The organism is Pseudomonas sp. LjRoot277 (assembly GCF_964253845.1).
Classification (GTDB): Bacteria; Pseudomonadota; Gammaproteobacteria; order Pseudomonadales; family Pseudomonadaceae; genus Aquipseudomonas.
Map to the genome: position 1 here is coordinate 5,149,142 of NZ_CAXURI020000001.1, position 21,149 is coordinate 5,170,290.

Sequence of the window (21,149 nt, forward strand, 5' to 3'; positions counted from 1 at the left end):
CGCCTGCAGCTTGTGATCTTGATCCACCCGCCCCTTCGGGAGGCTGAGTGGAGGTGTTCATCTGGGGGGAAGGCGCGCAGCACCGTTCGACGAAGTCGAACACATCGAGAGGAGGTCGAAGCGAAGCCGACCGGAGGCGATGCCCCCAGATGAATGCCGGAGCGAAGGAACGCCGAGCCTAAGCGAGGGGCCGGACGCTCGGGGCGAGACCTTTGCTTCCTTTGGGGCGTTTGCCAAAGGGAGTCGCCGTAAGGGCGAAACCATTAGCAGCCGTTACCGCAGCAACGGATATGTACACAGAAAAGAATCAAAGCCGAAAGTGCCCCACCATCCCCTTCAACTCAACCCCCAACTGCGCCAACTCAATACTGGAAGCCGCATTCCCCTGCATCGCCAACGAAGACTGATCCGCACTGGCCCGAATACTCGTAACACTGCGATTAATCTCCTCAGCCACCGAACTCTGCTCCTCGGCTGCCGCTGCAATCTGCTGGTTCATCTGCTGAATCAATGACACTGCCGCCGCAATACTCCCCAGCGCACTCTCAGTCTGCAACGCATCACTCACCGCCAGCTTCACCAGCTCGCCACTGTTCTGAATCTGCTGAACAGAAGACTGAGCCGCCGAACGCAAGGCGCTCACCAGTCGTTCAATCTCCTCGGTCGATTGCTGAGTGCGCTTGGCCAGGGCCCGCACTTCATCGGCCACCACCGCAAAGCCCCTGCCCTGCTCGCCGGCTCGAGCCGCCTCGATCGCGGCGTTGAGGGCCAACAGATTGGTCTGCTCAGCCACACTCTTGATGACGCTCAGCACCGTGCCGATGTTCTGGATTTCCGCACTCAAACTTTCGATGCTCGAACTGGCCGAGGTGGCTGAATCCGCCAACTGTTCGATCCGCGCCATGCTCTGGCGCACCACCTGCTGACCACTTTCAACCTTGCCATCCGCCGTCTGCGCCGCCTGAGCGGCCTCCTCCGCGTTACGCGCAACGTCGTGCACGGTGGCGGTCATCTGATTCATCGCGGTAGCAACCTGTTCGGTCTCTTCCTTCTGGCTGCTGACTTCAAGATTGGTCTGCTCGGTCACCGCCGACAGCGACTGCGCTGAACTGGCCAACTGTTCGATACCCGCCTGCAAACCACTGACAATACTGCTAAGCCCTGCGCCCATCTGCTGCATGGCCTGCATCAGTTGCCCGATCTCGTCACGTCGGGTCACTTCAACCGTCGCACTCAAATCGCCAGAGGCAATCTGTTGAGCAACACGGATCACACTGCGCAGCGGTGCCACGATCAACCGGGTAATCACCCAGGCCGCAATCAGCCCGACCAGCAACGCCAGCGCCGAGGAACCGATGATCAGCAGCGAGTTCTTTTTCAGCTCCACCTGCATCGACTGGTCTTCGGCGACATAGGCCTGATCCACCCGCTCCACCACCTGAGAGGCGCGCTGATGGAGTTGCTCATAGACGGTTTTTTCCTGCGCCAGCAGGCCGGTGTATTCGGCGAGTTTTTCGCTGAATCCGCCAATGTGCCCGACCACTTCATTGAGGACCGTCTGGTACCCCTCATCCTTGACCGTGGTTTTCAGCTGCTCGGCCTGGGTCAGTGCCTGGTCGGCCTGCTCAATCTTGCCCTGCCCTGCGCTGTCGTCGCCCTTGCGGCTCAGGTCCAGGCGCACACGCGCTTCGTTCATGGCTTGCAACATCAACCGCGACACCTGGCTGACCTGACTGGCCTGTTCGATAAACTGACCACCGTCCTTGCCTTCGGATTCCTTCAAGGTATAAGCGCCGTCATCGGCCAGCCCGGCCTGCAGCACGTCGAGGTTATTGGCCACGCTGGACACCGACCAACTGGCCATCTCCAGTGCCAGGTCCTTGGCCTGGCTGAGCGAGACGAACTCGTCGAAGGCCTTGCGGTAAGCCCCCAAGGACTGCTCGACGTCATTCATCACCGGCACGTTGGCCGCAGACGCCGCTTTCAGTTGGGTTGCCAGAGCGAGCAGGCCGTCAACACCCTCGCGCAGCGCGTCTGCGGTTTTCGGGTTGCCGTGCAAGGCGTATTCCTGCTCGAGCAGTCTCACCTTGAGCAAACTGCTGTTGAGCGACGACATCTGCTTGAGCCCCTCGAAGCGCTGGCTGATGGTTTGCAGGGACCATACGCCGATGGCCGCCACCAAGGCGGTCAACAGCAGCACCAGTACAAACCCGACACCCAGTTTTTTCGCCATACCGAGGTTGGCAAAACGTCCTTGCACGGCCGAAATCATTGCACTTAGTCCCCTGACATAGTCTGTTGACGCAGATTCGCAACGGGCCTGTATCAACACAAGTCTCTGGCGTCTGAATAATGGCAAAAAGCTACGCCCGCGTCGTTTTCAGAACGCTTTAGGTCGATCCAGAGCGGTGGCCTGAAAAAACGCCCGGGCTCGTGGATCACAGGCATAGGCCACATTGATACGCTGCCAGTCACTGGCCTCTGCGGTGGGACTGAATGCCGTCGCAGAAGACAACAGGACACCGAAGCGCTGGGCTTGTTTGCGCACCTGAGCGTAGTCGGACATCCGCGATCGCGCCCAGATGAACAAGCCACCGACGGGCTTGCCAAACACCTCCCATTCGGCGTCTTCAAGCACTTGCAACGCAGCCTCTCTGTCATTGCTCAAACGCTGGCGCTGGCGCTGGACCAATTTTCGGTAGGCACCGCTGGCTAAAAGGCTTGCCAGCACCGACTCGCAAAACCGTGAAGCGCCCATGCTGCTGATCATCTTGACCTCGGCCAGCCGCGAAATAACCCCGGCGCCGGCCACTACAAAACCGACCCGCAAAGAACTGCTGAGGGTTTTGGAGTAGCTGCCGACGTAGATCACGTTGTCATCGATACCCAACGCAGCGAGGCGCGTACCGGGGCCGCTGTGCAAATCCGCATAGACGTCATCCTCGATGACCAGAAGGCCATAGGTTTTGGCCAGTTGCACAACCCGCTGCGCCACCGCCGGCGCCAGGCTGCTGCCAGTGGGATTGTGATAGAAGCTATTGATAAAGATCCCGCAGGGCCTGTACTTAACCAGCAGTGCCTCAAGCGCTTCAATGTCCGGTCCGTGCGGGGTTCTCGGCACCTCGATCATGCTGACACCGTGCAGCCTGAGCAGGTCGAACAGCAAGGAATAACCGGGATTCTCCACCACCACGCAATCACCCGGCTTGAACAAGGTCCGCACGATCAGGTCCAGCCCCTGACTGGCCCCCGCCGTTGTCAGGATCCGGCTTTCCTCCACCACGATATCCAGCTGTTTCAGCCGTTTGTTGATCTGTTGGCGCAAGGCTGGCAGGCCCAGCGGCGTGCTGTAGTTGAACAGGCCGGCCATGTCGGTGCGACTGACCTGACGGATCGCGTAGCTCAGGTCGTCAGTTTCGCGCCAGCTCTCGGGCAGTCCGACACACCCCAATTTGAGTTCGCCCGAGGTGCGGCCCTGCTTCACTTCTGCCCCCTCGAACATGGGGCAATCCTGTTGCCCCTGAGCGGCCAGCGCTGGCACGGCGACAATGAAACCGGCGCCATGACGCGACGCCAGCACCCCTTGAGCCACCAGACGCTCACAGGCCTCAACGACGCTGGACTGACTGAGTAAATTGATCCGGGCGATTTGCCGCACGGAAGGCAAACGCGTCCCCGGCGGCACCTCGCCATGGCGAAGCCAGCAGGCTAGTGCGTCGACGACTTGCTGTACGACCGGCACCATTGCCTGTCGATCGATTCTCAACTCCATGAGCAAGCAAACTCCTGTCCGTTTTGCGGGAAACAGTTAATCACAGGAGCGCTCGATCAGCTGTGCGACAACGCCGCTAAAACCGTCGGTTCTAACCATTTGAAACACATTGTCCGGCACCTTTAAGGAACCGAAAAAAAACCCGCACAAATGCGGGTTTTTTCCTACGTTTCACTGCCTGGATTCAGAACGCCGTAACGCCACCGTCCACTGCCAGTGAATGCCCCGTGGTGAACGCTGCGCCGTCGCTGCACAGGTACAGCACCGCACTGGCGATTTCCTCAACCTTGCCGATGCGCCCGACCGGGTGCATGGCATTGGCGAACTCGCCCTTCTTCGGGTCGGCCTCATAGGCACGGCGGAACATGTCGGTGTCGATCACCGCCGGACACACCGCGTTCACCCGAATCTTTTTCTTGGCATATTCGATGGCCGCTGATTTGGTCAGGCCGATCACCGCATGTTTCGACGCCGCGTAAATACTCATCTTCGGCGCAGCCCCGAGGCCGGCTACCGATGCGGTGTTGACGATTGCACCGCCGCCCTGGGCCAGCAGCAACGGCAACTGGTACTTCATGCACAACCAGACGCCTTTGACGTTGACGCCCATGATCGCGTCGAACTCATCGACCGTGCCTTCGGCCAACTTGCCTTTCTCGATCTCGATGCCCGCGTTGTTGAAGGCATAATCGAGACGGCCGTAGGTGTTGACCACTTCGTCCATCAGATTTTTTACATCGCTTTCCAGCGTGACGTTGCAGCGCACGAAGGTGGCTTCGCCGCCACCCGTACGAATCAGCGCCACCGTGCCCTCACCACCCGCCACGTCCAGGTCGGCCACGACCACTTTCAAGCCTTCAGCGGCGAACGCCTGGGCGGTCGCGCGGCCAATGCCATTGGCGGCGCCCGTTACAACGGCGACCTGGCCAGAAAACGTCATGCTCATTGTTATGTCCTCGAAGAGAAGATGCGGGGGAATCGCGTGTTCGCAATCTAGCCACAAGGGCCTGCGGCGCGGCAGCACTATCAGAAGGCCGGTTGGGTGCCCATGAGTGACAGTGATAAAACCGCCGGTTCGACTATCACTGCACTGGATCGATGTGCATTCGCCGCATCAGCCAAACTTGCGGCATCGTTCATGAAGGTCTATCAACAAGTCTTCATTCATCTTGAGTGCCTGTCATGACTACCCAGACCAATCGCCAGTTCCTGCTCGCCAAACGTCCGGTGGGCGCGGCGACCCGCGAGACCTTCACCTATCAAGAAGTACCGGTCGGCGAACCGGCTGCGGGTCAGATCCTGGTCAAAAACGAGTACCTGTCCCTGGACCCGGCCATGCGTGGCTGGATGAACGAGGGCAAGTCCTACATCCCGCCGGTCGGTATCGGCGAAGTGATGCGCGCATTGGGCGTAGGCAAAGTCGTTGCCTCGAATAATCCGGGATTCGCGATCGGGGACTACGTCAACGGTGCCCTGGGTGTGCAGGATTACTTCCTCGGCGAGCCACGAGGTTTCTACAAGGTCGATCCGAAACTGGCGCCTCTGCCGCGCTATCTGTCGGCGCTGGGCATGACCGGGATGACCGCTTATTTCGCGCTGCTCGATGTCGGCGCGCCGAAGGCTGGCGACACTGTGGTGCTGTCGGGCGCGGCCGGTGCGGTGGGCAGCATTGCCGGGCAGATCGCCAAGATCAAAGGCTGCCGCGTCATCGGCATTGCCGGGGGCGCGGACAAGTGCCAGTTCCTGATCGACGAACTGGGTTTTGACGGTGCCATCGATTACAAAAACGAAGACGTCCACGCCGGCCTCAAGCGCGAATGTCCAAAAGGCGTCGATGTGTATTTCGATAACGTCGGCGGCGATATTCTCGACGCGGTGTTGAGCCGTCTGAACATGAAGGCGCGGGTGGTGATCTGTGGCGCCATCAGCCAGTACAACAACAAAGAAGCGGTCAAAGGCCCGGCCAACTACCTGTCGCTGCTGGTCAACCGCGCGCGGATGGAAGGTTTTGTAGTGATGGACTATGCCGCACAGTTCGCGGCCGCCGGACAGGAAATGGCTGGCTGGATGGCCAAAGGGCAGCTCAAGAGCAAGGAAGACATTGTTGAAGGACTGGAGACGTTCCCGGAGACGCTGATGAAATTGTTCAGCGGCGAGAATTTCGGGAAGTTGGTGTTGAAGATTTAAAGCGGTAGATCAAAAGATCGCAGGCTGCGCCAGCTCCTACAGGGGGAACGCGATCCCATGCAGGAGCTGCCGAAGGCTCGGGCCGCGTTCGGACGATCTTTTTACGCCAGTTCAGCGACTACGGCTGCCAACGCCTTGGCCGGATCCGCTGCCTGGCTGATCGGACGGCCGATCACCAGATAATCGGAACCGGCATCCAGCGCCTGACGCGGGGTCAGAATGCGGCGCTGATCGTCCTGGGCGCTGCCCGCCGGACGAATCCCCGGGGTCACCAGTTGCAGCGACGGGTGCGCCGATTTCAGGGCATGGGCTTCGAGGGCCGAGCACACCAGACCGTCCATCCCGGCTTTTTCCGCCAACGCGGCCAGGCGCAACACTTGCTCCTGCGGCTCGATATCCAGGCCGATACCCGCCAGATCTTCACGCTCCATGCTGGTCAGCACGGTCACGCCGATCAGCAGCGGTTTCGGACCGGTGCGCTGGTCAAGCACTTCGCGGCACGCGGCCATCATGCGCAAACCACCGGAGCAGTGCACATTGACCATCCACACGCCCATCTCAGCAGCCGCCTTGACGGCCATGGCGGTGGTATTCGGGATGTCATGGAACTTGAGGTCCAGGAACACTTCGAAACCCTTGTCACGCAGGGTGCCAACGATTTCCGAAGCGCAGCTGGTGAACAGTTCTTTACCGACTTTGACCCGGCACAGCTTCGGGTCCAACTGATCGGCCAGCTTCAGTGCGGCGTCACGGGTGGGGAAATCCAGGGCGACGATGATAGGAGTCTGGCAGGCGGACATGAGTGGGCTCTCAGGCAGGTCGAAATCGGCGCGCATTGTAGCGGAACCAGCGCCTCTGAGGGACCCGATGATCGGTAATTCGTCGAGGCGGCTCAAGCAAGACTAGACCTTGCACCCATTGTGTCGAGTCAGATACACACATGACACGCCTGCAACACCCTTCAACGTTACCTTCGGCAGCCGCAACACGTCCTACAGCACTTCCCGCCTCCGGGCCGGACGCCTATGCTGAAACCACAACCTCGCAGCCCATCTTTGTGGTTGGCAGCCTACCTGGCAGATGAACGCACGCATGCACAACCTCCTCGCACCTGTGAATGACGATCAAAAAGCGCCCGGTGATGACAAACGCTGGAGCATTCGCGCCCTGATCGTCGACGATGACGTCCCGATCCGCGAACTGATGATCGACTATCTGGCCCGGTTCAACATTCACGCCAGCGGCGTCACCGATGGCGCCGCGATGCGCCTGGCGCTGCAAGCGGAGCATTTCGACGTGGTGGTGCTCGACCTGATGCTGCCCGGCGAAGACGGTTTGTCACTGTGCCGCTGGCTACGCGCCGAATCGGACATCCCGATTCTGATGCTCACTGCCCGCTGCGAACCCACCGACCGGATCATCGGCCTGGAACTGGGCGCCGACGACTACATGGCCAAGCCGTTCGAACCGCGAGAATTGGTGGCGCGCATCCAGACGATCCTGCGCCGGGTGCGCGACGATCGCACTGAACAGCGGGCCAACATCCGTTTCGACAATTGGCGCCTGAACAGCGTGCTGCGCCAATTGATCGCCGCCGATGGCCTGGTGGTCCCGCTGTCCAACGCCGAGTTCCGTTTGCTCTGGGTGTTCATCGAACGCCCGCGCCGGGTACTCAGCCGCGAACAACTGCTGGATGCCGCTCGCGGTCGCTCGATCGAAGCCTTTGATCGCAGCATCGACTTGCTGGTCTCGCGCCTGCGCCAGAAACTCGGTGATGACCCGAAAGCGCCGCAGCTGATCAAAACCGTTCGCGGTGAGGGCTACTTGTTCGACGCCCGAGACATCGGCTGATGCGCGTGCGCTTCGATACGCTCTTCGGCCGCCTGTTTGGCATGCTGCTGGTGGCGATCATCCTGGCGCACGTGTTGGCATTTTTCTGGTTTCACTATTACGGCCCGCCGCCGCCCCCGCCGCCGCCGGGGTTTTCCGAAAACTTCGACGGACAGCGCCCGCCAATGGACCCGCGCTTCGGAAATCGGCCACCGCGGCCGTGGTTCGGCGGCCCCTTGGTGCCGCTGACCTTTCAACTGGTCTCGCTGATCATCGCCGCCTGGTACGGTGCCAAACTGCTGAGCCGGCCGATCCAGCGCCTGAGCGATGCCGCCGAGCGCCTGAGCGAAAACCTCGACAGCCCGCCTCTGGATGAGTCCGGCCCACGGGAAGCACGGCAAGCGGCACACACCTTCAACAAGATGCAGCAACGCATTCGTGAACAAGTGCAGCAACGCTCGCGGATGCTTGGCGCCGTCTCCCACGACCTGCGCACGCCGCTGTCGCGGCTCAAGCTGCGACTGGAGCAGATCGACGACAACAAACTGCAAGGCCAGATGCGTCAGGATCTGGACGACATGATCGGCATGCTCGACGCCACGCTCACCTACCTGCACGAGCAGCGCACCAGTGAGGCCCTGCAGTGGATGGACGTGCAGGCGCTGGTCGAATCCCTGAGTGAAAACGCCCAGGACCAGGGCGCCGATGTACTCACCAGCGGCCACTGCGCGCCGCTGCAAGTGCAACCGATGGCCTTGCGTTCGTGCATCAACAACCTGCTGGACAATGCCCTGCGTTATGCCGGGCAGGCAATGATTACGCTTGAAGACACGCGCGAAACCCTGGTGATCCGGGTCATCGACCATGGGCCGGGTATTGCGGCGGATAAACGTGAAGCCGTGTTCGAGCCATTCTTTCGCCTGGAAGGATCGCGCAACCGCAACTCCGGCGGGGTCGGGCTGGGCATGACCATTGCCCGCGAAGCGGCCGAACGCCTGGGTGGGCAGTTGAGTCTGGAAGAAACGCCCGGTGGTGGCCTGACAGCAGTAATTCGTCTGCCTCGATCCTGATCGCTGCTCTGTGTACCGTTCGGTACAAACCTCACATACCCACGACAACTTGCCCCTTGAGGCTGCATAAGCCGGTGCACCCACCGGCTATCCATTCCAAGGAGTGAGCGCAATGATCGGTAGCGTCAGCAGTTACACGAGCTATACCAGCACCAGCAGCACCACGACCAGCACCGCCCGCAGCCAGCAATTTCAGAAAGAATTGCTCGCAAAACTCGACAGCAACAGTGACGGCGCAGTCGATCAGGATGAACTCAAGAGCGCCCTGTCGCAGAAAACCGACGACGGTCTGCTGGTCAGCCTGAGCAAGAATTTCGCTGACCTGGACAGCGACGACAGCGGCAGCCTGAGCGGTGAAGAAATGGCCGCGATGGCCCCTCCGCCGCCACCGCCACGGGACCAGGCACCGAACACCGAACTGGCTGACGCGCTGATCAGCGCCCTGGACGCCGACGGTGACGGGGCCATCAGCAGCGATGAACTGAGCAACGGCCTGGCCAACGCTGGCAGCAGCGCCGACAGCACAGAAATCTTCTCGGCCCTGGACAAGAACGAAGACGGCTCCGTCAGCCAGGACGAACTCGCCGCCAGCCTCGCCCCGCCTCCGCCCCCCCCTCAACAAATGTCCAGCGAAGAACTGTTCAGCCAGCTCGACACGGACAGCGACGGCAGTGTCAGCGCCACCGAACTGACCAGTGCGTTGCAGACCAGCAGCACCTCGTCGACCAGCACCGACACCAGCGCCGCGTTGCTCAAAGTGCTGGATAGCGACAGCAGTGGCGGCGTCAGCAGCGACGAGTTGAACGCGGCGTTGCAAGCCGGCCGCGAGCGAAACACCGACAGCTCCACCGATCAGTCGAACGTGACCGAAGCCCTGAACAAAATGATCGCCAACCTGAGCAAGCAGTACTCGCTCGACAACGTGGCGACCGTGGGCAAATACCTGAACGTCGCGACCTGAGTCAAAAGCATCGCGAGCAGGCTCGCACCCACAGTTGATCTGCATTGATCACATAATTTGTTATCGATACAAAATCAATGTGGGAGCGAGCCGGCTCCGGGCGGCGTTCCGACGAAGAGGCCCCAAGCCCCAACAAAAATCTCAGGGCCGGCGATCCTCAACCCGAGCCTGACTCTTGCTCCAGTCGTTCAGCAGGCTGTAGGCCACCGCCAACAGCGTCGGGCCGATGAACAAGCCAATAAACCCGAAGGCAATCAACCCGCCAAACACCCCGAGCAGAACAATCACCAACGGCAAATTCCCGCCCCGGCTGATCAGGTACGGTTTGAGCACGTTGTCGACGCCACTGATGATGAACATCCCCCAAATCCCGAGAAACACCGCCATCCCGTACTCACCCTTCCAGGCCAGCCAGGCCGTGGCCGGAATCCACACCAGCGGGGGCCCCATCGGAATCAGGCTCAACAAAAACGTGACGATCCCCAGCACAAGCGCCCCGGGCACCCCGGCAATCAAAAACCCGATCAACGCCAGAACCGCCTGGGCCGCCGCCGTCCCGATCACGCCGTTCACCACCCGCTGCACCGTGCCCGCCACCAATTCAATGTAATACCCGGCACGGTCACCAATCAGACGTTCCAGCAACCCGTGAACAAATGCCGCCAGACGCGGCCCGTCTCGGTAGAAAAAGAACACGAAGACGATACTCAACGTCAGTTCAAGAATCCCGCCGCCAATCTGCGCGCTGCGCGCCAGCAACCAATTGCCGACCTGGCCCAGGTAAGGTTTGACCGCCAGCATCATCGCCGCGCCCTGCTGATCGATGCTGTTCCAGACCCCGACCAACCGCTCGCCCACCAAGGGAATACTGCCCAGCCAGATCGGCGCTTCCGGCAGCCCGTCGACCTGCACATCCTTGATGAACGCCGTGGCATCGCGCACATGGTCCGCGAGGTTGAATCCCAGCCAGACCAACGGCAACGCCACCAGCAACATCCAGCCCAGCGTCAGCACTGCGGCCGCCAGAGATTCGCGACCATTGAGCAAACGCGTCAGCAAACGCATCAGCGGCCAACTGGCAAACGCCAGCACCGCGCCCCAGAACAGCGCCGACCAGAACGGCGCCATCACCCAGAAGCTCGCGCCAAACAGCACCAGGAGCAGGATCTGCACCAACAGCCGATCGTTATTGATCATCTAAATCTCGAAAAAAGTCAGTTCGCAAAAGAGTAGGCGAACGCAGCGTGCACGTTCGCCTGATAAAGCTTATCGCAACAGTTCGATGTGCAAGCCAGCGCCGTCGACGCTGCCGGCTTCCATCCTGGCGGTACGCACACCCTGCCCGATCAGTGCCTGACGCCAGGCTTCGGCCTTCGGCCCCGAAACACTGACCCGCAACGTGGTGTCCAGATTCAGCCCACGAGAGATCAGGCGCAGCCAGGTATCGTCAGGATCGCCGGTCAGTTTGGGAAAATCGAGCTCACCGGTGCTTTTGAGCTCCCGAAGCAAGGTTGCAGAGGTCGGCAGCAAATCGCCCAGCGGCGCAGCGGCGTCAAACTGTTCGACGTGCAGATAAGCTTTGCGATTGCCGCGTGTGATGCTGTAAAGCGCCACCAGCGTGTTGTCCTGTGGGGCCGCCAGGCGCAACAGCAAGAACGCTTGCTGATCATCAGCGCCATAGAGCTTGGCATTGCCGAAGACATCATTGGCCCACAGGCTGCTTTCGCCGCAATCACGGGCCTGGCACCAGAACAGCAACTGCGCGTCCTGCTTCTGCAAGGCTTCACGAGCGGCGGTGAAGGCCTCGATGGAGGAATGCTCCGGTGGCAACTCGTAGGTCACCGACGTGGTTTGCCCTCGGGCAGCGACCTGGCCGTCAAAGCGCAACTGGCCGCTGATTTTGCGGATCGAGCCCAGTGGATAGATCCGCTCAAGTTCGGCGACCGGACGATAGTCAACGATCTGCGCATCGGCCATACGCGGCACGATCGGCAGGTCCTGGCTGCCCGGGACATCGGCGGCAAATAACAGCGGACTGAAACAACACAGCGCCAGCAGACTGAATGAACGCATGGAGAGACTCATCGGATCAGCATGGCCTGGGCACCCTTGATGATACTGGCGTCATCGATGCGCTCAGGCACCAGCAAACCACGCTGTACCGCCGGACGCGCCTCCATGGTTGCCATCCAGCGCTGCAAGGCCGGCAAACCGTCGACCTCGACACCCGACCACTCATGGCCACGGACCCACGGAAAAGTGGCGATGTCGGCAATGCTGTACTCACCGGCCAGAAACTCCACGGCTTGCAGGCGCGTGTCGAGCACTTCATAGAGGCGGCGGGTTTCATGTTGATAGCGGTCGATGGCGCCCTGGAGTTTCTCCGGAAAATAACGGAAAAACACGTTGGCCTGCCCCTGCATCGGGCCGATTCCACCCATCTGGAACATCAGCCATTGCAGGACCACTGAACGCCCCTTGGGGTCTTTTGGCAGCAGTTTGCCGCTCAGTTCAGCCAGGTAAATCAGGATCGCGCCGGATTCAAACACGGCGAAATCGCCATTGGCGCGGTCGACAATCGCCGGAATCCGGCCATTGGGATTGATCTTGAGGAAGCCCTCGGACTTCTGTTCCTTTTTGTCGAAACTCAAGGCGTGCACCGTGTAGGGCAGGCCGAGTTCCTCGAGCACGATAGAGACCTTGTGGCCATTCGGGGTCGCAGCGGTGTAGAGATCTATCATGGTTGTCTCCCATTTCAACCCGCCCAGCCTCGACAGTTGCCCGGCGCAAGTCAAGGAACGGCGAAAAACCGATTGAAACAGTCTGCGACAAGGTCGGCACCGGGTTCGTCATTCAGGTGCAAATGATGACCGCCAGGCAGCTGTTCACGGCTAAAGGGTAGACGCTCCAGCAACTCGGGATGTTTGGCGAGGATGCCGTCGGCAGCCACCACCAGTTTTGCAGGACAACTGACTCGCTGGACGAAGGCCATCGCCTGCTCGGTGGTCAGACGCAGCGGCGACGGTAACGTCAGGCGGTTATCGGTGCGCCAGGTATAACCACCCGGCACCGGCATCAATCCACGTTGGGCCAGCAGTTCTGCGGCCTCGCGACTGACAGCAACCAAGCCTTTCATGCGCGCCTCGATGGCCCGGTCGAGGGTGTTGTAGACCGGTTTGCGCTTCTCCCGCAAATCCAGCTGCGCTTGCAGGGCCATGCCCATCCGTTCGGCAGCGTTTTCGCCTTTGTCTGTAGGAGGAATGACGCCGTCGATCAATGCCAGATGGGTCACGCGTTCCGGTAACGAACCGGCCAGCACCAACGAAACAATCGCGCCCATGGAATGCCCGAGCAGGCCAAAGCGCTTCCAGCCCAATTGCTCGGCCACTTGCAGCACGTCATGGGCGTAGTCCCACAGTGCGTAACCGGCGCCGGTCGGCCGATGCCCGGAATGACCATGACCGGCCATGTCCAGCGCGATGATGCGCAAGCCTTTGAGCTTCGGCGCCAGCCGGGCGAAGCTGTTGGCGTTGTCCAGCCAGCCATGCAAGGCAATCACCGGCATGCCGTCTTCGGGGCCGAACAAGTGCGCTGCCAGCTCGATGTGCGGCAGGCTCAGGCGAACTTCTTCAACGACGTTGTTCATGCGCAATCCTGTTGGCGGCGACCGTCCCAACGGCTGAACAGGTTCTTCAGCAGCGTGGCGGTGTCCTGGGGACGTTCGAGGGGAAACATGTGGCCGCCGGGCATGGTCAGGGACTCCCCTTGCGGCAAGCGCCCCACGAGGCTTGCGTGATGACGCATCACCACCCGGCTCTTGTGCCCGCGCACCACCGCCAGCGGCACTTTCAGTTGCCGTGTGCGGCCGGGACTGGTGTGCGGCACGCCACGGTAGATACTGATTTCCGTGGCCGGGTCGAAGCGCAGGCGCAGCTTGTCGCCCACCTTGTGCAAGCCGTGTTGCAGGTATGCGTCGAAGCATTCCGGGTCGAAACTGCGAAACAGGGTCTTGCCCGCGAAATAGAGTCGGGCCGCTTCCAGATCGGCGAACTCTTCCCGACGTCCCAACGTACGGCCGGCCGGGGTCAGGCGATCGATGAAACCGAAACGTTTGGCGGCACGGATCACCCATTGATCGGCGCGGGTCAGCACCGGCGAATCAAGCATCACCACGCCACGATAGAGCTCGGGGCACCGCAACGCCGCGTGCAGGTGCAGCACGCCACCGAAGGAATGGCCGACGCCCCACACCGGTTCCGGTTGTTGCTTGAGGTGATGAATCAGCTCGTCGACCAGGTTGTACCAGTTGTCGTCCGCCGGAAAACGCGGGTCGTGGGCGTGCTGCTGCAGATGCGTCACCTGATACTCGGGCGCCAGCGCCGCGAACAACTTGCCATAGGTGCCCGAGGGGAAACCGTTGGCGTGGGCGAAAAATATCTGTTGCGACATACCGATGATCCATCAACGAAAACAAGGGTTGATTGTCCGTAAGACGACGCCCTACAGCAATGACCGTAAGTGCCAGGAATGATGACAGTCCGGTCATGGGAATGGCGTGTCAGATGAATCCACCCCCTCACCCCAGCCCTCTCCCCACGGGGGAGAGGGGGAAAGGGAGCAGATCTGCGTTGGCTTCCAGACCTGAGTTCGACTCAATATTTCAGATCGATGTAGCTCCAAGAACAACTCGGTCAGTCCCCTCGCCCCCGTAGGGAGAGGGTTAGGGTTAGGGTGAGGGGTGGATCTAATTGAAGAAACACACTCTCACCGCGCCGGCGGATTCTCACCCAATGGCACCACCGCCATGGTCAACCGCGACACACAACTCGCCTTCCCCTCATCGCTGGTCAAACGGATATCCCAAACATGCGTCGTGCGACCAATGTGAATCGGCTTGGCCACCGCCGTGACCCGCCCACTGCGCAAGCCGCGCAAATGGTTGGCGTTGATTTCCAGACCCACGCAGTAAAACTTGCTGGCGTCGATGCACAGGTAACTGGCCATCGAGCCGACCGTTTCGGCCAGCACCACCGAGGCGCCGCCGTGCAGCAAGCCGAATGGCTGGTGAGTGCGATGGTCGATGACCATGCTCGCGGTCAGGGACGCTTCGTCGACGGCTTCGAAGCGAATATCCAGCACTTCGCCGATGGTGTTTTTCTGGATTTCGTTCAGATGCTCGATGTTGGGAATGGTACGCCACAAGCTCATCGTTGCTTTCCTTGGTTGGTTTTATTCTTGACTCAATCCTGCCACAGCACCGCTTCGCTGCGCTCGCTCCATTCTTCGAAACGGGCACCGTAGGCGGCTTCGATCACGTTGCGCTTGATCTTCAGGGTCGGCGTCAGGAAGCCGTTTTCCACCGCCCAACTGTCCTTGACCACCACCAATCGACGCAAGCGTTCGTGTTTGTCGAGGACGCCGTTGACCTCCTCCAGGAGTTTTTCCAGGCTTGAATGCAGGCCCGCCCTCGCCGTTCCGCTGGCGTCCTGCTGACCGACCGCCGAGAGCACGCACAACCCCAGCGGCGCACTCAGGCCATCGCCCACCACACAAACCTGCTCGATCCGCGAATGCTCCGCCAGACGATTCTCGATGGGTGCCGGGGCGACGTATTTACCTTTGCTGGTCTTGAAGATTTCCTTCAGTCGCCCGGTCAGGCGCAGGTTGCCTTCGGCGTCTTCCTCGCCCTTGTCGCCGGTGCGCAGAAAGCCGTCCCCGGTGATGGTTTCGGCGGTTTTCTCAGGCTCTTTGAAATACCCGAGCATGGTCGCGCCGCTGCGCACCATGACCTCGCCCGACTCAGCGATCCGCACCTCGACTTCCGGGCAGGGCTTGCCGATCCAGCCGGGTTTGTTCTGGCCCGGCAGGCCAATGTGCGAATAGCCGCAGCTTTCGGTCATGCCGTAGACCTCCAGCACATCCAGCCCCAGTTTGCGGTACCACAGCAGCAAGGTCTGCGGCACTGGCGCGGCGCCGGACAAGGCGATGCGCAAGGCATCCAGCCCGAGCCCGGCCAGGACTTTATGGCCGACCCGCTTGCCGATGATCGGCAGACCGAGCAGGAAGTCGAGGCGCTTTGCCGGGATCTTGCTGTACACGCCCATCTGGAATTTGGTCCAGATCCTCGGCACGCCGAACAGCGCGGTCGGACGTGCACGGCGCAAATCGGTCAGGAAAGTGTCGAGGCTCTCGGCAAAAAACACCGTTTGCCCAGTGTAGATCGACGCCAGCTCGACGAACATCCGCTCGGCGACATGACACAACGGCAGGTAGGACAGCAGCCGATCCGACTCATTCAAGTCAAACAACTGCGTGCCGCGAGTGGTGGCAAACCCCAGATTGGCGAAGCTGTGCATCACGCCTTTGGGCATGCCGGTGGTGCCGGAGGTGTAAATGATGGTCGCCAACTGGTCGGCGGACGGCTTGGGATCGTCCTGGATCGGTGAGCTCTTTTGCAGGTCGGCCCAGCTGAAATCGAACGTGCCGGGTGGATGCAACGGCAGGCTGATCGTCGGCAGATCAGCGCTGACCCCGCGAGACATGCCTGGCCAGTCATCGAGTTTGCCGATGAACGCCAGCGCCGCTTCGGAGTGTTCAAGGACTTGGGCCACGGTCTCGGCGGTGAGGTTCGGGTAGAGCGGCACCGACACATGACCCGCCATCCAGATTGCCAGGTCGGCGATGATCCAGTGCGCGCAGTTTTTCGAGATCAGGGCGATGTGGCTGCCTTGGGGCAGTTCGCGTGCGCGCAACCAATGCGCGGCGCAGCGCGCCTGATGACCGACGTCGGCCCAGCTCAGGGTCTCGACTTGCCCGCCGCCCACGGGCTGGACCAGAAAGCGCTGGCGCGGATGGCGGGCCTCACGCTCGTAGAAGACGTCCAGCGGCAAACGAAAAGCAGCAGGCATGCGACTCGCTCCTTTGTTTTGGGTCTGGAGCAAGCGTAGCCAACCAAGCAACTGCTTGGTTGACTATTTCAAACATAAAAATCCGGCACGAAGTAGAACCTGTGGGAGCGGGCTTGCTCGCGAAAGCGGTGTGTCAGGTAACATTGATATCGACTGACACACCCTCTTCGCGAGCAAGCCCGCTCCCACATTTGATCGGTGTCGCTATCAAGTTTCGGGCAAACCATTCCCCCTGTAAAAACAGGATTATGGGTGCTTGATGCCTTTGAGCTTCATTGCGCCGGCCAGCGGCAAATCACCTTCAAGCTCTGCAAGGCCGGCGGTTTTCACCGCTTCCGGGTCTTGCACATGGCCGTGCTGCAAGTAACCCAACAGATTGCCCACCAGCGGGTTATGACTGATCAGCAACGCGTGATCCACAGACACCAACTGCTCCGCCACCGCTTGCGGGCGGTTGTCGGGGGTCAGCCAGTCGACGGTGCGAATCTCCGGCCCGAAATTCAGCGCTGTACGCACAATTTCTGCGGTCTCCTGCGCTCGCAGGTAAGGACTGGCGTAGATCGCGGTCAGCGGCTTGCCGGCCAACTCGGCGGCAGTGCGCAGCACTTCTTCACGACCATGGGCCGTCAGTGCCCGTTCCGAATCAGGACGCTTGCCGTGTGGCTCGGCTTCACCATGACGCAGTATCCAGAGTTTCATAGCTTGGGCTCCTCATCTCGGGCCGGGTGTGGTGCCGGCGCCACAGCGTGCGGTGCTTCACCTTCCGGTGTACGCGGCTTCGGCCAGTCGGCGAACGGCCAGGGCTTCTGGTCGCTGTGGAAGCTGCCGAAACGACCGATCTGCGCCAGAAACTGGCTCAGGCTGTCGCCGAAGTTCATCAGGCTGGCGCTCGGGGCGCCATATATCAAACGATAGATCAGTTGAACCAACACCACGGCGCCGAGGATGAATTGCGCCACTTGCCAGACCAGCACGTAGACGATCATCCACAACACGCGCAGCAGGATGGATTCGTACTTGGCTTCTGTTTTCGGATCGTTCATGTCTCGCTCCCTGCCCCTGTCAATTGAGTGCTCAGTTGAAACCGCTGGTGGAAATAAAGTCGACGTCGGTTTTCGGCTCGGCACGCATCAATAGACCGATTACCTGCTCCAGCGTGCGCCCTTCGAACAGGATGGCATGCAGGCCGGCGACCAGCGGCATGTACACGCCCACCTCCTGAGCCTTGGTCTTGAGTACCTTGAGGGTGTTCACCCCTTCGGCGACTTCGCCCAGGCGCGTCACTGCATCTTCCAGGTTCAAGCCCTGGCCGAGGGCGAATCCGACCTGGTAGTTACGGCTTTTCGGCGACGAGCAGGTGACGATCAAATCGCCGACGCCCGCCAAACCGAGGAAGGTCATCGGGTTGGCGCCCTGATTCACCGCAAAGCGGGTCATTTCCGCCAGCGCCCGGGTGATCAACATGCTCTTGGTGTTTTCACCCATGCCCAACGCCACCGCCATGCCGGCGATGATCGCATAAACGTTTTTCAACGCGCCGCCCAACTCCACGCCGAAGCGGTCGGCGCTGGCGTACACGCGAAAGGTCCGGCCGTGCAACGCCTCCTGGACCCGTTGGCAGAGTTCTTCGTCTTCGCTGGCGACCACCGTGGCGGTCAGCGCGTGTTCGGCGATTTCACGGGCCAGATTCGGCCCGGACAGCACGCCGATGCGCGCTTGTGGGGCGATCTCTTCGAGGATTTCGCTCATCAGTTTGAAGGTGTGGGCCTCGATGCCTTTGGTCAGGCTCACCAGCAACTTGCCGCTCAAACGTTCGGCGTGCGGCATCAATACCGAGCGCAGCGCGCTGGACGGCAGTGCGACGAAGCACAAGTCGCAGGCTTGCAGAGTGGCCAGCAGGTCGGTGACCGCTTCCACGGCCGGCAGAATCTTGATGCCTTTGAGGTAACGCGGGTTCTCGCGATTGACCCGAATGGCCTCGGCCTGCTCGGGGTCACGCATCCACAGCCGGACCTGATGCCCGTTCTCGGCCAGCAGATTAGCCACGGCGGTACCAAAACTTCCGCCTCCCAGGACCGCAATTGGGCGCTGTTCAGTCATATGCAATCCGTTAATCCATACCAGTGGCGATGACGGCATTATACGGAGCGGCCCAGTGGCGGCCAGCCCCCGCATCAATTACCGGTACTTGTAGGAAGAAGACCAAGAAAACCGAGGAAAATGCCCACAACGTGACTGGAAAAGTCATTGCGCTCGGTTAACATGCGCGCCAATTGTTCGCTATCAAGGATGTGTTGTGTCGTTTGGCTCCCCTTCACCTCGCTCGCCGCTGGTACTGGCGCTGATTTTCAGCTCGCCATTGCTTGCCGACGACTTGTTCCTCGACAGCGAGCCGCTGCCGCAAGTATTGACCGCGACGCGACTCAAGCAGTCGCCGGCCGCAGTACCGGGGAGCATGACGGTGATCGACAGCGAACTGATCAACGCCAGTGGCGCCAGGGACATCAGTGAGTTGCTGCGATTGGTGCCGGGAATGATGGTCGGCAACATCAACGGCAACCAGGCGGCGGTGAACTATCACGGCACCAATGCGACCGAAGCGCGACGCATGCAAGTCTTGATCGATGGCCGCTCGGTGTACCGCGCAGGCCTGGCCACGGTGGACTGGAGTGACATTCCGGTGGCCCTGGAAGACATCGAACACATCGAGGTTTTTCGCGGCCCGAACACCGTCAGCTATGGCGCCAATGCGCTGATGGCGGTGGTCAACATCATCACGCGCAACCCGGCCGACAGCCATGGCACGCGGATGAAAGTCACCCGTGGGCAGCGCGGTATCGACGACTTTTACGCCAGCCAGGGCGTGGGCTGGGACGGCGGCGACCTGCGCCTGTCACTGTCCGGCCAGCAGGACGACGGCTTCGACTCGGACCGTAATGGCGCCGACTACCGCGACAGTCGCCGCTTGAACCGCTTCAACCTCGCCGTCAGCCAGACGCTCAGTGAAAACCAGAGTATCGACTGGCAATTGAATGCCAAGGACGGGAGCAACCAGCGTCCGTATACCTACCGCCCGGTCTTCTCGGGGATTACCGATGCCGGGAACAATTCCGACGTCATCGCCAAGGACTACGCCGGCTCGCTGCGCTGGAACCTCGACATCAATCCCGATCACAGCCTTTACATTCAGGGTTCGGCGCAGCACTGGGATCGTCAGCAGACCTGGCGTGCCTGCGATGCCGAGGTCTCGTTCAGCCCGCAGTTGACCGAACTCTGGCAGCTCAACCCGAATTACACCGAACGCCTGGCGCGCAACATGGAGCGCTACACCGGCCCCGGCGCACCCGCAGGTGACCCGGCCCAACGCGCACTGGCCAATCAAGTGCTGGACCAATGGCGAAACGGCGCCCGGCAAACCCTCTGTGGCGATATTGACCAGAGCACCCGGGAATCGCGCTACGACCTTGAATTGCAAGACACGCTCAGCCTGTCCGACAGTCTGCGACTGGTCAGCGGCATGAACTATCGTTACGACCGGGCAGATTCCGAGACCTACTTCAATGGCACCCTCGACGACACCACCTGGCGGGCGTTCGGCCAGCTCGAGTGGCGCGCCACAGAGCATTGGTTGCTGCAGGGCGGCGCAATGTTCGAAGACACGCAATTGATCGGCAGTTCGCTCACCCCGCGGGTGGCGGTCAACTACCTGATCAACCCGCGCCATGGCCTGCGGGCGGTGTACTCGGAAGCCATCCGCTCGCCGGACATGTTCGAGAACAACGTCAACTGGAGCTATCAGGTAAAGAACCTGCGACCCAGCGCCTATGGCCAGTCCAGTGCCCGTTATTTCGTCAAGACCCGTGGCCCTGGCGACCTCGAACAGGAACACATGCGCTCCCGGGAGCTGGGCTACAACGGCTACTTTGCCGAAGTCGGGCTGGCGGTTGATGTGAAGCTGTTCTACGACGAAATCACCGGGATGATCAGCGAACCGCTGCGCAACAATCAGTACATCGCCAGCAACTCAAACAGCGCGCGCTTCTCCGGGGCAGAAACCCAGCTCGACTGGCGAATCAGCAGCGCCGATCGCCTGCGCCTGACCTATGCCTACGTCGATGCCGAGGCGAGCAACCCGCTGGATGCACAACAAACTGCCAGAAACAGCGGTTCCGCCGGTTGGCTGCGCAACTGGGGCCACGGCTGGAACAGCGCGCTCTTCTACTATGGTGACGATGCCCTGAACGGCTACCGCTTCGAACGGGTCGACACGCGCATCGCCAAACGCATCGGCCTGGGCAAGGCCAGCCTGGAACTGGCCGGTGTGCTCCAGCAACGCCTCGACAGCCAGCCCACGACCTTCGTCGACAACAACTACGACGAGCGCCGGGTGCTTTACTTCAGCGCGGAGCTGACGTTTTAAG

20 protein-coding genes and 1 pseudogene are annotated in these 21,149 nt (G+C 60.8%); 6 read left to right on the plus strand and 15 right to left on the minus strand.

The features are described from left to right. Window positions 1–307: 307 nt before the first annotated feature. The 4 genes and pseudogenes from ACSQ87_RS24195 to ACSQ87_RS24210 all read right to left on the minus strand — a co-directional run bounded on the left by ACSQ87_RS24195 (window position 308) and on the right by ACSQ87_RS24210 (window position 4,718). On the minus strand, window positions 308–1,189 hold the full coding sequence (locus tag ACSQ87_RS24195) for a methyl-accepting chemotaxis protein (RefSeq protein WP_371317146.1): 882 nt from the start codon (window positions 1,187–1,189) through the stop codon (window positions 308–310). After that, window positions 1,169–2,272 (minus strand): annotated as a pseudogene (locus ACSQ87_RS24200) (HAMP domain-containing protein); the annotation flags it as partial. The pseudogene ACSQ87_RS24200 and the gene ACSQ87_RS24195, both read right to left, overlap by 21 nt. 108 nt (window positions 2,273–2,380) lie before the next feature. Next, window positions 2,381–3,772, minus strand: a complete 1,392-nt coding sequence (locus tag ACSQ87_RS24205; protein WP_436274534.1) for a PLP-dependent aminotransferase family protein — start codon at window positions 3,770–3,772, stop codon at window positions 2,381–2,383. Window positions 3,773–3,956: 184 nt separating this feature from the next. Continuing rightward, complete coding sequence (locus ACSQ87_RS24210; protein WP_223431939.1) at window positions 3,957–4,718, minus strand: SDR family oxidoreductase; 762 nt, start codon at window positions 4,716–4,718, stop codon at window positions 3,957–3,959. A 102-nt stretch (window positions 4,719–4,820) separates the two neighbouring features. On the opposite strand from ACSQ87_RS24210, the gene ACSQ87_RS24215 reads away from it, so the two are divergent. Next, window positions 4,821–4,958: a hypothetical protein gene (locus tag ACSQ87_RS24215; RefSeq protein ID WP_191623574.1), complete on the plus strand. Its 138-nt coding sequence runs from the start codon at window positions 4,821–4,823 to the stop codon at window positions 4,956–4,958. After that, window positions 4,955–5,959, plus strand: a complete 1,005-nt coding sequence (locus ACSQ87_RS24220; RefSeq protein ID WP_223431940.1) for an NADP-dependent oxidoreductase — start codon at window positions 4,955–4,957, stop codon at window positions 5,957–5,959. Before ACSQ87_RS24215 ends, ACSQ87_RS24220 begins: the two co-directional genes overlap by 4 nt. A 101-nt stretch (window positions 5,960–6,060) precedes the next feature. On the opposite strand, the gene pyrF is transcribed toward ACSQ87_RS24220, so the two are convergent. After that, window positions 6,061–6,759, minus strand: a complete 699-nt coding sequence (gene pyrF, locus ACSQ87_RS24225; protein ID WP_161990885.1) for an orotidine-5'-phosphate decarboxylase — start codon at window positions 6,757–6,759, stop codon at window positions 6,061–6,063. Window positions 6,760–7,051: 292 nt separating this feature from the next. Between pyrF and ACSQ87_RS24230 the strand changes: the two genes are divergently transcribed. From ACSQ87_RS24230 to xopAW, 3 genes are all read left to right on the plus strand, one after another. Continuing rightward, window positions 7,052–7,810 carry a response regulator gene (locus ACSQ87_RS24230; RefSeq protein ID WP_046046464.1) on the plus strand — a complete coding sequence of 253 codons (759 nt, stop codon included), beginning with the start codon at window positions 7,052–7,054 and terminating at the stop codon, window positions 7,808–7,810. Continuing rightward, entirely contained in the window at window positions 7,810–8,859 is a 1,050-nt protein-coding gene (locus ACSQ87_RS24235; protein WP_436274535.1) for a sensor histidine kinase, read from the plus strand. The genes ACSQ87_RS24230 and ACSQ87_RS24235 overlap by 1 nt, the downstream gene beginning before the upstream one ends. Before the next feature lie 112 nt (window positions 8,860–8,971). Continuing rightward, the gene (gene xopAW / locus ACSQ87_RS24240) at window positions 8,972–9,820 is read left to right on the plus strand and encodes an EF-hand domain-containing protein (RefSeq protein WP_223433264.1); all 849 of its coding nucleotides are present in this window, start codon (window positions 8,972–8,974) and stop codon (window positions 9,818–9,820) included. A 141-nt stretch (window positions 9,821–9,961) separates the two neighbouring features. Here xopAW and ACSQ87_RS24245 read toward each other — a convergent pair whose 3' ends face one another. The 10 genes from ACSQ87_RS24245 to ACSQ87_RS24290 all read right to left on the minus strand — a co-directional run bounded on the left by ACSQ87_RS24245 (window position 9,962) and on the right by ACSQ87_RS24290 (window position 18,828). Then, window positions 9,962–11,017: an AI-2E family transporter gene (locus ACSQ87_RS24245; RefSeq protein WP_056745051.1), complete on the minus strand. Its 1,056-nt coding sequence runs from the start codon at window positions 11,015–11,017 to the stop codon at window positions 9,962–9,964. 69 nt (window positions 11,018–11,086) lie between these two features. Beyond that, window positions 11,087–11,893 (minus strand): DUF4892 domain-containing protein, encoded by an 807-nt coding sequence (locus ACSQ87_RS24250; RefSeq protein ID WP_436274536.1) that lies wholly within the window; start codon window positions 11,891–11,893, stop codon window positions 11,087–11,089. 8 nt (window positions 11,894–11,901) lie between these two features. Continuing rightward, window positions 11,902–12,561 carry a glutathione S-transferase family protein gene (locus ACSQ87_RS24255; protein ID WP_150657102.1) on the minus strand — a complete coding sequence of 220 codons (660 nt, stop codon included), beginning with the start codon at window positions 12,559–12,561 and terminating at the stop codon, window positions 11,902–11,904. A 50-nt stretch (window positions 12,562–12,611) separates the two neighbouring features. After that, window positions 12,612–13,466, minus strand: coding sequence for an alpha/beta hydrolase (locus ACSQ87_RS24260; RefSeq protein WP_223433262.1), 855 nt, complete (start codon window positions 13,464–13,466; stop codon window positions 12,612–12,614). After that, window positions 13,463–14,269 (minus strand): alpha/beta fold hydrolase, encoded by an 807-nt coding sequence (locus ACSQ87_RS24265; RefSeq protein ID WP_436274537.1) that lies wholly within the window; start codon window positions 14,267–14,269, stop codon window positions 13,463–13,465. Before ACSQ87_RS24265 ends, ACSQ87_RS24260 begins: the two co-directional genes overlap by 4 nt. 315 nt (window positions 14,270–14,584) lie before the next feature. Next, window positions 14,585–15,028, minus strand: a complete 444-nt coding sequence (locus tag ACSQ87_RS24270) for a hotdog fold thioesterase (protein ID WP_223433261.1) — start codon at window positions 15,026–15,028, stop codon at window positions 14,585–14,587. A gap of 32 nt (window positions 15,029–15,060) precedes the next feature. Further along, on the minus strand, window positions 15,061–16,728 hold the full coding sequence (locus ACSQ87_RS24275; RefSeq protein WP_436274538.1) for an AMP-binding protein: 1,668 nt from the start codon (window positions 16,726–16,728) through the stop codon (window positions 15,061–15,063). A gap of 246 nt (window positions 16,729–16,974) precedes the next feature. Next, window positions 16,975–17,427 (minus strand): phosphohistidine phosphatase SixA, encoded by a 453-nt coding sequence (gene sixA, locus ACSQ87_RS24280; RefSeq protein ID WP_436274539.1) that lies wholly within the window; start codon window positions 17,425–17,427, stop codon window positions 16,975–16,977. Beyond that, window positions 17,424–17,771: a DUF4389 domain-containing protein gene (locus ACSQ87_RS24285; protein ID WP_436274540.1), complete on the minus strand. Its 348-nt coding sequence runs from the start codon at window positions 17,769–17,771 to the stop codon at window positions 17,424–17,426. The genes sixA and ACSQ87_RS24285 overlap by 4 nt, the downstream gene beginning before the upstream one ends. 31 nt (window positions 17,772–17,802) lie before the next feature. Beyond that, on the minus strand, window positions 17,803–18,828 hold the full coding sequence (locus ACSQ87_RS24290) for an NAD(P)H-dependent glycerol-3-phosphate dehydrogenase (RefSeq protein ID WP_150657108.1): 1,026 nt from the start codon (window positions 18,826–18,828) through the stop codon (window positions 17,803–17,805). 196 nt (window positions 18,829–19,024) lie between these two features. On the opposite strand from ACSQ87_RS24290, the gene ACSQ87_RS24295 reads away from it, so the two are divergent. Continuing rightward, window positions 19,025–21,148: a TonB-dependent receptor plug domain-containing protein gene (locus tag ACSQ87_RS24295; protein WP_436274541.1), complete on the plus strand. Its 2,124-nt coding sequence runs from the start codon at window positions 19,025–19,027 to the stop codon at window positions 21,146–21,148. The last annotated feature ends 1 nt before the right edge of the window (window position 21,149 follow it).

Bases quoted from the DNA above. Each gene is read 5' to 3' on its own strand.
- ACSQ87_RS24230 (WP_046046464.1), top strand. From the start codon at position 7,052: ATGCACAACCTCCTCGCACCTGTGAATGACGATCAAAAAGCGCCCGGT.
- ACSQ87_RS24205 (WP_436274534.1), bottom strand. From the start codon at position 3,772: ATGGAGTTGAGAATCGATCGACAGGCAATGGTGCCGGTCGTACAGCAA.
- ACSQ87_RS24290 (WP_150657108.1), bottom strand. From the start codon at position 18,828: ATGACTGAACAGCGCCCAATTGCGGTCCTGGGAGGCGGAAGTTTTGGT.
- ACSQ87_RS24265 (WP_436274537.1), bottom strand. From the start codon at position 14,269: ATGTCGCAACAGATATTTTTCGCCCACGCCAACGGTTTCCCCTCGGGC.
- pyrF (WP_161990885.1), bottom strand. From the start codon at position 6,759: ATGTCCGCCTGCCAGACTCCTATCATCGTCGCCCTGGATTTCCCCACC.
- ACSQ87_RS24255 (WP_150657102.1), bottom strand. From the start codon at position 12,561: ATGATAGATCTCTACACCGCTGCGACCCCGAATGGCCACAAGGTCTCT.
- ACSQ87_RS24215 (WP_191623574.1), top strand. From the start codon at position 4,821: ATGAGTGACAGTGATAAAACCGCCGGTTCGACTATCACTGCACTGGAT.
- sixA (WP_436274539.1), bottom strand. From the start codon at position 17,427: ATGAAACTCTGGATACTGCGTCATGGTGAAGCCGAGCCACACGGCAAG.
- xopAW (WP_223433264.1), top strand. From the start codon at position 8,972: ATGATCGGTAGCGTCAGCAGTTACACGAGCTATACCAGCACCAGCAGC.
- ACSQ87_RS24220 (WP_223431940.1), top strand. From the start codon at position 4,955: ATGACTACCCAGACCAATCGCCAGTTCCTGCTCGCCAAACGTCCGGTG.
- ACSQ87_RS24210 (WP_223431939.1), bottom strand. From the start codon at position 4,718: ATGAGCATGACGTTTTCTGGCCAGGTCGCCGTTGTAACGGGCGCCGCC.
- ACSQ87_RS24245 (WP_056745051.1), bottom strand. From the start codon at position 11,017: ATGATCAATAACGATCGGCTGTTGGTGCAGATCCTGCTCCTGGTGCTG.
- ACSQ87_RS24270 (WP_223433261.1), bottom strand. From the start codon at position 15,028: ATGAGCTTGTGGCGTACCATTCCCAACATCGAGCATCTGAACGAAATC.
- ACSQ87_RS24260 (WP_223433262.1), bottom strand. From the start codon at position 13,466: ATGAACAACGTCGTTGAAGAAGTTCGCCTGAGCCTGCCGCACATCGAG.
- ACSQ87_RS24285 (WP_436274540.1), bottom strand. From the start codon at position 17,771: ATGAACGATCCGAAAACAGAAGCCAAGTACGAATCCATCCTGCTGCGC.
- ACSQ87_RS24195 (WP_371317146.1), bottom strand. From the start codon at position 1,189: ATGCAGGCCATGCAGCAGATGGGCGCAGGGCTTAGCAGTATTGTCAGT.
- ACSQ87_RS24235 (WP_436274535.1), top strand. From the start codon at position 7,810: ATGCGCGTGCGCTTCGATACGCTCTTCGGCCGCCTGTTTGGCATGCTG.
- ACSQ87_RS24250 (WP_436274536.1), bottom strand. From the start codon at position 11,893: ATGCGTTCATTCAGTCTGCTGGCGCTGTGTTGTTTCAGTCCGCTGTTA.
- ACSQ87_RS24275 (WP_436274538.1), bottom strand. From the start codon at position 16,728: ATGCCTGCTGCTTTTCGTTTGCCGCTGGACGTCTTCTACGAGCGTGAG.